The 9,235-nt window shown below is 59.1% G+C and carries 9 protein-coding genes; 2 read left to right on the forward strand and 7 right to left on the reverse strand.

Annotated elements, in window-relative coordinates; translation table 11 throughout:
- Positions 1-40: 40 nt before the first annotated feature.
- From Q1A63_RS16395 to Q1A63_RS16410, 4 genes are all read right to left on the reverse strand, one after another.
- Positions 41-727 (reverse strand): adenylate kinase, encoded by a 687-nt coding sequence (locus Q1A63_RS16395; protein ID WP_298975903.1) that lies wholly within the window; start codon positions 725-727, stop codon positions 41-43.
- Positions 727-2,706, reverse strand: coding sequence for an acetate--CoA ligase (gene acs, locus Q1A63_RS16400; protein ID WP_298975696.1), 1,980 nt, complete (start codon positions 2,704-2,706; stop codon positions 727-729). Before acs ends, Q1A63_RS16395 begins: the two co-directional genes overlap by 1 nt.
- A 423-nt stretch (positions 2,707-3,129) precedes the next feature.
- The gene (locus Q1A63_RS16405; RefSeq protein ID WP_298975693.1) at positions 3,130-3,789 is read right to left on the reverse strand and encodes a hypothetical protein; all 660 of its coding nucleotides are present in this window, start codon (positions 3,787-3,789) and stop codon (positions 3,130-3,132) included.
- 3 nt (positions 3,790-3,792) lie between these two features.
- On the reverse strand, positions 3,793-5,193 hold the full coding sequence (locus Q1A63_RS16410; RefSeq protein ID WP_298975691.1) for a selenium-binding protein SBP56-related protein: 1,401 nt from the start codon (positions 5,191-5,193) through the stop codon (positions 3,793-3,795).
- A 422-nt stretch (positions 5,194-5,615) separates the two neighbouring features.
- Here Q1A63_RS16410 and Q1A63_RS16415 point away from each other — a divergent pair, with 422 nt between their 5' ends.
- A complete protein-coding gene (locus Q1A63_RS16415) occupies positions 5,616-6,533 on the forward strand; it encodes an MBL fold metallo-hydrolase (protein WP_298975688.1) in 918 nt (305 codons plus the stop codon).
- Positions 6,533-7,471 carry an MBL fold metallo-hydrolase gene (locus Q1A63_RS16420; protein ID WP_298975901.1) on the forward strand — a complete coding sequence of 313 codons (939 nt, stop codon included), beginning with the start codon at positions 6,533-6,535 and terminating at the stop codon, positions 7,469-7,471. The genes Q1A63_RS16415 and Q1A63_RS16420 overlap by 1 nt, the downstream gene beginning before the upstream one ends.
- A 5-nt stretch (positions 7,472-7,476) precedes the next feature.
- Here the strand turns inward: Q1A63_RS16420 and Q1A63_RS16425 are convergent, their stop codons facing one another.
- The 3 genes from Q1A63_RS16425 to Q1A63_RS16435 all read right to left on the reverse strand — a co-directional run.
- Positions 7,477-8,538 (reverse strand): YeeE/YedE family protein, encoded by a 1,062-nt coding sequence (locus Q1A63_RS16425; protein ID WP_298975685.1) that lies wholly within the window; start codon positions 8,536-8,538, stop codon positions 7,477-7,479.
- A gap of 98 nt (positions 8,539-8,636) precedes the next feature.
- On the reverse strand, positions 8,637-9,068 hold the full coding sequence (locus tag Q1A63_RS16430) for a DUF302 domain-containing protein (protein ID WP_298975682.1): 432 nt from the start codon (positions 9,066-9,068) through the stop codon (positions 8,637-8,639).
- Between the two features lie 84 nt (positions 9,069-9,152).
- On the reverse strand, positions 9,153-9,235 hold an 83-nt coding region (locus tag Q1A63_RS16435), incomplete at its 5' end, for an FCSD flavin-binding domain-containing protein (protein ID WP_298975898.1).

Consider the following 9,235-nt stretch of genomic DNA (forward strand, 5'->3'; position numbering starts at 1 on the left):
AGCGCCCGAGCACCCCAAACGGGTGCGCAAGCTTTTGATTTCAGGCCGTAATAGGGGCCACCACGCGGGCGATTTCGCGCCGTATGGTATCGATTTCCCCCATCGCGTTGATGCGTTCCAGCGCCCCTTTGCTGGCGTAGTAACGGATCAGCGGCTCGGTCTGTTCGTGATAGGCATCCAGCCGCGACATCACCGTGCTGGCATTGTCATCGGCGCGGCGTTTCATGTCCTGCGACCCGCAAGCATCGCAGACGCCGTCGGTTTTGGTCGGTTTGAAGGTGTCGTGATACCCCTCCCCGCAGCCCCCGCAGGTGAAACGCCCGGTGATGCGGATGACCATTTTCGCATCGTCGACTTCGAGCGAGATCGCCGCGTTGATCCGTTGACCGGCCTTGGCCAGCAGGTCGTCCAAGGCTTCGGCCTGACCGGTCGTGCGGGGGAACCCATCCAGCACAACGCCCCGCGCGCAATCCGCTGCCTTCAGCCGGTCACTGAGAATGGCCAGAACAATCTCGTCACTGACCAGACCGCCTGCTTCCATCACGGCCTTAGCTTCCTTGCCCGCCGGGGTTCCGCGGGCCACTGCCGCGCGCAACAGATCGCCCGTCGACAATTGCACCAGGCCGAATTTTTCTTCCAGCATGCGCGCCTGCGTGCCCTTGCCGGCGCCCGGTGGGCCCAACAGGATCAGGACCGGGGCGACGTGAGGTGTGCGTGTTCCGTCCATCATGTGTCCTTTCTGTTCATGCGGTTATCGATCAGGTCATCCACCACGCTGGGATCGGCCAGCGTCGATGTATCGCCAAGGGTCGCGTAGTCGTCCTCGGCGATCTTGCGCAGGATGCGACGCATGATCTTGCCCGAGCGGGTCTTGGGCAGGCCCGGCGCCCATTGGATGAGATCAGGCTTGGCAATCGGGCCAATCTCCGTACGGACCCAGACCTCAAGCTCCTTACGCAACTCCGGCGATGGCCCCTCACCGTTCATCAGGGTCACATAAGCGTAGATGCCTTGCCCCTTGATATCGTGCGGATAGCCCACGACTGCGGCCTCGGCGACTTTTGCGTGGGCCACCAGCGCGCTTTCGACCTCAGCGGTGCCCATGCGGTGACCGGAGACGTTGATTACATCATCGACACGACCGGTGATCCAATAATCGCCATCCGCATCGCGGCGGCAGCCGTCGCCGGTGAAGTAATAGCCTTTGTAATCAGAGAAGTAGGTCTTCTCGAACCTTTCATGATCGCCCCAGACCGTGCGCATCTGACCGGGCCAGCTGTCGGCGAGCACCAGGACACCTTCGGCCTCGGTTGTCGTGATCTCAACACCCGATTGCGGGTCGAGCACCTTGGGGATGATTCCGAAAAATGGCTGCTGGGCGGAGCCCGGTTTCAGCTCGGTCGCCCCCGGCAGCGGTGTCAGCAGGTGCCCCCCCGTTTCGGTCTGCCACCAGGTGTCAACGATGGGGCATTTGCCCTTGCCGACAACGGTGTTGTACCAGTTCCACGCCTCGGGGTTGATCGGTTCGCCCACGGTGCCGAGCACCCGCAAGTCAGACAGATCATATTGGTTCACGGGGTCATCGCCCGCCGCCATCAGCGCCCGAATGGCTGTGGGCGCGGTGTAGAACTGGTTCACCTTATGCTTTTCGCAAACCGCCCAGAAGCGCCCCGCGTCCGGGTATGTCGGCACCCCCTCGAACATGATCGTCGTCGCCCCATTGGCCAGTGGGCCGTAAACGATGTAACTGTGCCCGGTGACCCAGCCCACATCGGCCGTGCACCAGAAAACATCGCCATCGTGATAGTCAAAGGTGATCTCATGGGTCATCGCGGCATAGGTCAGATACCCGCCAGAGGTATGTACAACGCCCTTGGGTTGCCCGGTGGAGCCGGAGGTGTAGAGGATGAACAGCGGATCTTCGGCGCTCATCGGCACCGGTGCGCAAGTATCGTCTGCCTCCAGCGCCATCTCGTTGTAGTCATAGTCGCGGTCGGTCCACGTGGTCTGCCCACCGGTGCGTTTGACCACCAGACATTTCACTTTGTCGTTGCAGTGCAGCAGGGCCGCATCAGTGTTTGATTTCAGCGCGGTTTTGCGGCCACCCCGTGGGGCTTCGTCGGCTGTGATCACAACCTTCGCACCGCATCCGTTGATCCGAGCGCCAAGCGCGTCCGACGAGAACCCGGCAAAGACAATCGAGTGGATCGCCCCGATCCGCGCGCAGGCCAGCATCGCGTATGCGGCCTCGGGGATCATCGGCAGGTAGATCACCACCCGGTCGCCTTTGCGCACGCCAAGAGTTTCGAGGATGTTGGCCATCTTGCAGACGCTGCGATGCAGATCGTTGTAGGTGATGTGCAGGGCGTCGTCCTTTGGATCATCCGGCTCCCAGATGATCGCGGTCTGATCGCCGCGCGTGGCCAGATGGCGGTCGATGCAATTGGCCGCGACGTTCAGGACACCATCTTCGAACCACTTGATCGAGACATTGCCCAGCGTGAAGTCAACATCTTTGACTTTCGTGAAGGGCTTGATCCAATCCAGGCGCTCCCCCTGCTTGGCCCAGAATGCCGCCGGATCGGCGACCGACGCCTCGTAAAGAGAGGCATATTGTGCCGCATTCACGTGCGGCGTTTTAGCGTCGGACGTCGCTGCATTTGACGTTTCAGATTTGCGGGTGATGGGCTCTTCTACGGTGTCCATTTCGGCCTCCTATGCGTAATGGCGGCGGGGAAATATCCGTATCGACAGGTGGATTTCGCCCCGGGGAATTGTAAATACGTTTAAGGCACCCAATGTAAACTAGTCATTATCTTACTGTATTTGATGATTTTTTTTGTAACGGTATTTTCAATTTAAAGTTGAAACTGTAAATTATTGGTGCGACAATTTGCCAAAACCCAACGATCACAGGGCCTTGTGTGTTAACGTGTTGTTAACCAGATTTACTGTTAGCGCCCCAACAATTTGGCGGCCCACAGCCGTGATTTATGGATCGCTTGGCAAGCGGAGTTGAGGCAGCGATCAAAAGTTTTTTTCAATGCCGCTGAGCGCCGAATCTGGCGCGCCGCGGTCAGGCGACCGAGCGCGCAAAAACTGGTCATGCGTTCGCGGTCTTTCGGGGAATTATTTGGCGCTCAGGACGGCAATCACACCAACCAGGATCAAGCTCAGCGCCCAGACCACATCCAAGTTGAACCATGACTTCGACAGAAACTTGAGCCCCAGCCAGAAATACATGCCCGCCGCAAGCGCGCCGCCTGCCACGGTCATCGCAAGGGTATGCGATGCGGCAACCGCCAGCGCGATATTGAAATTGGACGCCATGAGCACGCCCGCCGCCGCGTGGCCTGCATCGGTATCGGCGATGGCGCAAATGCCCAGATAGATGGGGACGAGCATCAGGCCTGCGCCATGGGCAAGTGCCGCAAGAAACGACCAAAGCCCCAGCTTGCTGGGTTTGACACGGGCCAGAAATCTGGGGTGACGCCTGTTCCAAAGCAGGTAGACCCCCAATGTGATCACAAGAACGCCGGCGCCGATGCGGATTTCGGCCTCCCATTGCACCAGAGCGATCATCATGGTGAACGGCAGCAGGATCGCGGTCATGGCCAGCAGATGCCCGATGGCCAGCGCAACAAGAGCGCTCAACAGCGCCGCGGTACGATGCTCAAAAAGCGCGGCTGACACCGCAAGCGGCCACCCCATGCCAGGGTTCACACCGTGATAAAAACCGGAGAAGATGACGGCCCCCCAAAGGGCCGCCACGGAGGTTGGATCATCCAAGGGTCAGACGTTGGGGTAGCAGAAACTGTCCGTAGAACAGTCGCCCCCCTCCAGCCGAATCTGGTGTGACCGCAGACCCTTTGGAAAATCCACGTAGAAGTCATTGTCGAGCGTCAGCCCGCCGTTTTCGCCGACATGCGCCATGACCATCTGCCCGCCTTCATCATCGGGGTAGAACTGATCGTCCCATGTGGAATAGAGCGAATTGGTCCAGTAGACGCGTTTGCCATCGCGGCTGATTTCGACCATCTGCGGCCCATAGGCAAAGGGTTTGCCATTCGGGTGCGCAGTGCCACGTGCGATCCCACCCAGTTCCACCTTACCCGCAAGCTTTGGATTCATCGGGTCGGTCACATCATACTGATGCATCTCGCCCAACCCCCAACACGCGACATAGAGGTATTTGTCATCCAGACTGAGGTCGATGTCTGTGACCAGCGGCGGCACCGCGCCAAATCCTTTCAGCAGTTCGGGCAGGTTGTCGGCATCCTCTGGCCGGGGATCGATGGTGATGGTCTTCTTGGATTGCCAGACGCCATCGTCATCGCGCCACCAAGTGAAGATCGCCCCCTGCAGGTTGGTCGTGTCGACCACCACGCCACAGAACCCGTAGGATTTCGCCGGATCATGCGCGGGTCGGATTTCCAGCGCCATCTGGTGGTTCTCGCCAAAATCCATCGTCTGGATATTCTTGCGCGCGCGCAGGTCCCAGAAATGGATTGAATGGCCGTATTTGTTGCTCAGCAGATCCTCTGGCACCACCCCGTTTTCGAACTGCGGCGGCAGTCCCCATTCGGAGGAGACCATGTAGTCCTGCGGCAGGTTCCACCAGAAATCGTAGTGTTTGTCCTGCTTGCCCCGGTCCATCTCGTAGCGGCCGATGATCTCGAAGGTCTCGCAATCCATGATGAAGATGCCGGGCGGACCGTCCGTCCCATCCTCGCCCCCGCCCCCGAGGGTCGAGACATAGATCCCTTCGGGCCCGCAGTGGATCGTGTGGGGCCGCGAATACCCGGTCTTGGCAAAGACTTCTTCGGGCTCGATGATCTTGTGAATTTTTGCCTCAAGCGGTTCTTTGACATCGATCACATAGATCCGCGACGACCGGATGCCCGGCACGATCAGATACCGCCGTTCCAGAAACGCATGACCGGTCAGCGGCGACAGCGCGGAAGAGCAGGCATTCCAGCCAAAATGGTGGAATTCGTCGCCCTGATAGGGCGCGATAACCTGATGCACGATCTGACCATAGGTGTCTGACTTTGGGTTCACATCGACCACGGCAATGCCATCGGATTGCGACCCGTCCGGACTGAGCATCACCGTGAATGCGTAGTTTTCCGTGGGCGCTTGCATGGCAAGCTGCGGTGTGGCGTGGAATGTTGGATCTGGTCTTAAATTCACGAATTTTCCTCCCGGTCGTTGTCCGTTGTTTAAGTGCTGTGCCTTCGGTTTTACCTCTTGGTTTTCTGGACTTCGGGATATCGAAGTCGCGCAAAATCGCGGTTTGATAGGTCGCGTTTTTAAATGTAAGACAATTGAAGTCGACTTGACGCTTCAATGCAAGGTTTTTATGGGCCCCGTAGTTAAGCGATTAGTCTTAGTTTGCGGGTCCTTTTCGCGAAAACACCGGTTTCAAACCCAGGTCGCTGACCCCGCAAGAGCTTCGCAGACGCATCGGTCATCTCAAGAGTATTGACCGGGCTCCAGACATCGGTTTTCCACCTCCCGTCGCAAAGCCATCTCGGGACAGGGAGGCTTGTCATTGCTTCGGCAATGGTATCATATTCATTAAATAGAATTTGTTTTTAGGGAGGGAGGCTGTAATGAAACTGGACAGGCGACAGGTTGTTTCAGGCCTGGGTGGTCTTGCCCTTTGCGGACCATCCTTGCGCGCGATGGCTCAGACAACACTCCGTTTGGGAACATTCGAGGTCATGAGCATCAGCGATGGTCATCTTGTCCTGCCGGGCGGGTTCTTTTTCGATGGATTGCCAAAGGCAGATCTCGACGTCATCCTCACCAAACATGGCATCTCCACCGATCAGGTTGAGCCACCCTGCAACCTGACCCTCCTGCGTCAGGCGGATAAAACCGTTCTGTTCGACGCAGGCTCCGGCGCTGGTTTCATGCCAAGCGCCGGACGGATGCTCGATACGCTTGAAGCGGTTGGCGTCACACCCGATGACATCACCCATGTGATTTTCACCCATGCACATCCCGACCACCTTTGGGGAATTCTCGATGATTTCGACGATCCGGTATTTCCCGACGCGCAATCGATGATTGGTCAGGCTGAATGGGACTATTGGACCGATCCCGATACGGTAAATACCATCGGCGATGCGCGTGCGTCCTTTGCTGTAGGCGCCGCTCGCAGGCTTGAAGCGATCCGGGATCAGATCACGTTTTTCCAGGATGCAGAGGAGATTTTGCCGGGCGTGATGGCGCATGGCACCCCTGGTCATACGCCGGGCCATATGTCCTTCGAGATACGGGAGGGATCAGAGGCGCTGCTGGTTGGCGGGGACGCGATTGGCAACGCGCATGTGGCCTTTGCCCGCCCCGACTGGCCAACAGGCGCAGATCAGGACCGCGACTTGGGTGCGCAAACCCGGATGCGCTTGCTCGACCAGCTGGCAACAGATGAGATCGCCCTGTTGGGGTTTCATCTGCCCGGCGGCGGTCTGGGCCGGGTCGCACGCGATGGCGGTGCCTATCGATTTGTGACGGAGGATACATGATGCGATGGACCCTGATTGCGCTGCTCGCCACGACAGCGAGCGCCAGTGAAGATATCGCAGATAAGTATCCCGGCTCGCTGCTTTACAACAAACCGGTCGAGGTGATCCCGGGGGTTTTTTCCGCCATCGGGGCCACCGCCCCGCCGACCTATGAAAACGCCGGGCACAACAATAACCTCAGCTTCATTGTCACAGGCGAGGGCGTTGTCGTGGTCAACGGCGGCGCGGCATACGGGCTGGCAAAAGCACTGCACGATGAAATCAAGACGCTGACCGATCAACCCGTCAAACTGGTCTTCAACGAAAACGGTCAGGGCCATGCGGTTTTAGGCAATAGTTATTGGGCCGAACAGAACGTGCCCATCATTGCCCATATCGATGCCGCCGAGGAGGTGGCGGAATATGGGCGCAGCACTCTGGAGGGCATGAAACGGTATAACCGCGACCAGGCGGCGGGCACCACGCTGCAGGGTCCGACTGAAACGTTCGAGGATGACTACATCGTTGAGATGGGCCCCTTCCGGATCGAAGCGCGCTATCTTGGCCCGGCACATTCGCCCGGCGATATCGTCATCTTGCTGCCAAATCAGAGCCTGGTGATCGCTGGCGACATGGCCTTTCACGAACGTATGCTGCCCATATTCGAGCACACCTACACGGCGGATTGGCTGGAAACCTGGGACAGTGAATTCGAAGCGCTTGGCGCGACCTATGTCATTCCCGGCCACGGGCACCCGACAAATATGGATCAGGTGCGGCGCTACACGAAAGGCTATCTGGAATATCTGCGTGAAAAAGTGGGCGCACATCTGGAGGCGGGAGGTGGGCTGGCAGAAGCCTACTACGTCGACCAATCGCCCTACGCGCATCTCGATACCTTCGAGGAACTGGCCACCAAGAACGCAGGCCGTGTTTTCGAGCAGATGGAGTTCGAGTAGGCCGCTCAGGCCGGTGTTGGCACCCGCAGGTTTTGCGTCAACCGATGCGTGATCACCGCCCCCACCCACATGCAAAAGACCGCCACCCAAGCGGTGACGGCAAAGATGGCGCCACCGGACATCCCCGCCCCAACGGCGCAACCGCCCGCCAGCATGCTGCCAAAACCCATCAGGCAAGCCCCGATCAGATAGCGCTCCATTGGGGTTTCGGGGCCGAAACGTTCGATTTTCGCTTCTCCCGCGGCCAGCGCCATCAGCCCTGCACCAGCAAACACGCCCGGAACCAGCCCAACGCCGAAGCCCAATGGCATCTGGGTGCTGTTCACAAGACCCATCAGCGTGTCGGTGGACGGTCCGGTAAATGTGATCGATGAGATCGCGACCACCTCAAACGATGTTTGGGCAATGGCGAAGGTCAAGATCCAGCCCAACGCGACGGCTCCGCCAACGCAGATGGCGGCGACCATCCGCGAAGGCCCGGTCCGGCATCCTGCGGAAAATGCTAGTGCCCCCAACAGACCAAGCGCTGCGATACCACTCGCTGCTCGCGACGTCAGGCCAAGATGTGCCAATAGGCTGCGCGCTGCGCCGCCTTCGATCAGCCAAAGTTGTGCCAGATCCTCACGCATGGGGGCCAAGACGCCGCGTAGCGATGCCTGGGCCACCAGCGTCAGAACCAACCCCGTCACGATCGCGCGCAGATTGCCGGTCGCCGAGAGCACCAGCAATCGACTGGCGCAGCCGCGTGCGAGGATCATACCCGCACCGAACATCAGCCCGCCAATCACAGCGCCTGACATGCTACCAGTGGCCGCCAATTGGCGTGCCTCCGAGACATCGAGAAAACCTGCTGCAATGGCGGCCTGTACACAAAAGACGGCGGCGCAAAACGCGAGGAGCCAGATGGACAGACGCTCGCCAAAGTGACCCTCCGATACTTCCACGGTGGCGGCCCGCAGGCAAAACCGTGCGTGTTGCGCCGCGATGCCGAAAACCAGGCCGACCAGCGCGCCAGCCATCATCAAGACTGCGCCCTCCCCGAATTGGTCCATCAGGTTTTCCAGCATGAGACTGCCTTTCCGCTGTGCGCGGGTCTAAAGATCAATCGCACGGAGGGCTTTGACCTGGGTCAAGCTGCTGCAAACATCGGACAGGCTGGCAGCCTTTACTCCATGGCCTCCTGCACGATCTCATCGAGCAGCGCCTGCACCTGCTGCATTTCGCCCTCGGGGTATTGGCGATAGCCGATCATCACCGCGCCCGCTTGATCCGCCACGAAGATGCCATAAGGGCAATGGGCAATGTTCATCGGGTCGGCTTCCATCACCCGGCGCGACAGTTGCGCCGAGCAAAACAGGAAGATGTCCGCCTCTTTGAAAAGCTCAACCTCTGACCCGACATCCGCCGCTGTCCGGCTCAGCATTTCGCCGGTGTGGCTGACGTAGTCAATCACCAGACCGCGCCCAACAATGGCGCTTTCGACGGCAAAGGTCGCGTCTTCGAAACTGCCATCAAAGGGATAGGTAACCGCCTGATCTGCCGCCCCGGCCTGGCCAGCGGTTAGGGCAAAAGCCCCGGCAATAAGGATATGTTTCATCACATGACCTCCCAGGTTGTTTCGACATTCTCGCATAAAGCGCAGGCCCGGGCCTTGATTTACCGCAGTCCCGGTGCCGCCAAATCAGCTGAACATATCTGCGGTGATGCCCGCGTACCAGCCTTCGGATTCCTCGTAGGTCGCGCGGCGTATGGCGGCGCTTTCGC

Source organism: uncultured Roseobacter sp., assembly GCF_947499265.1.
Lineage (GTDB): Bacteria > Pseudomonadota > Alphaproteobacteria > Rhodobacterales > Rhodobacteraceae > Roseobacter.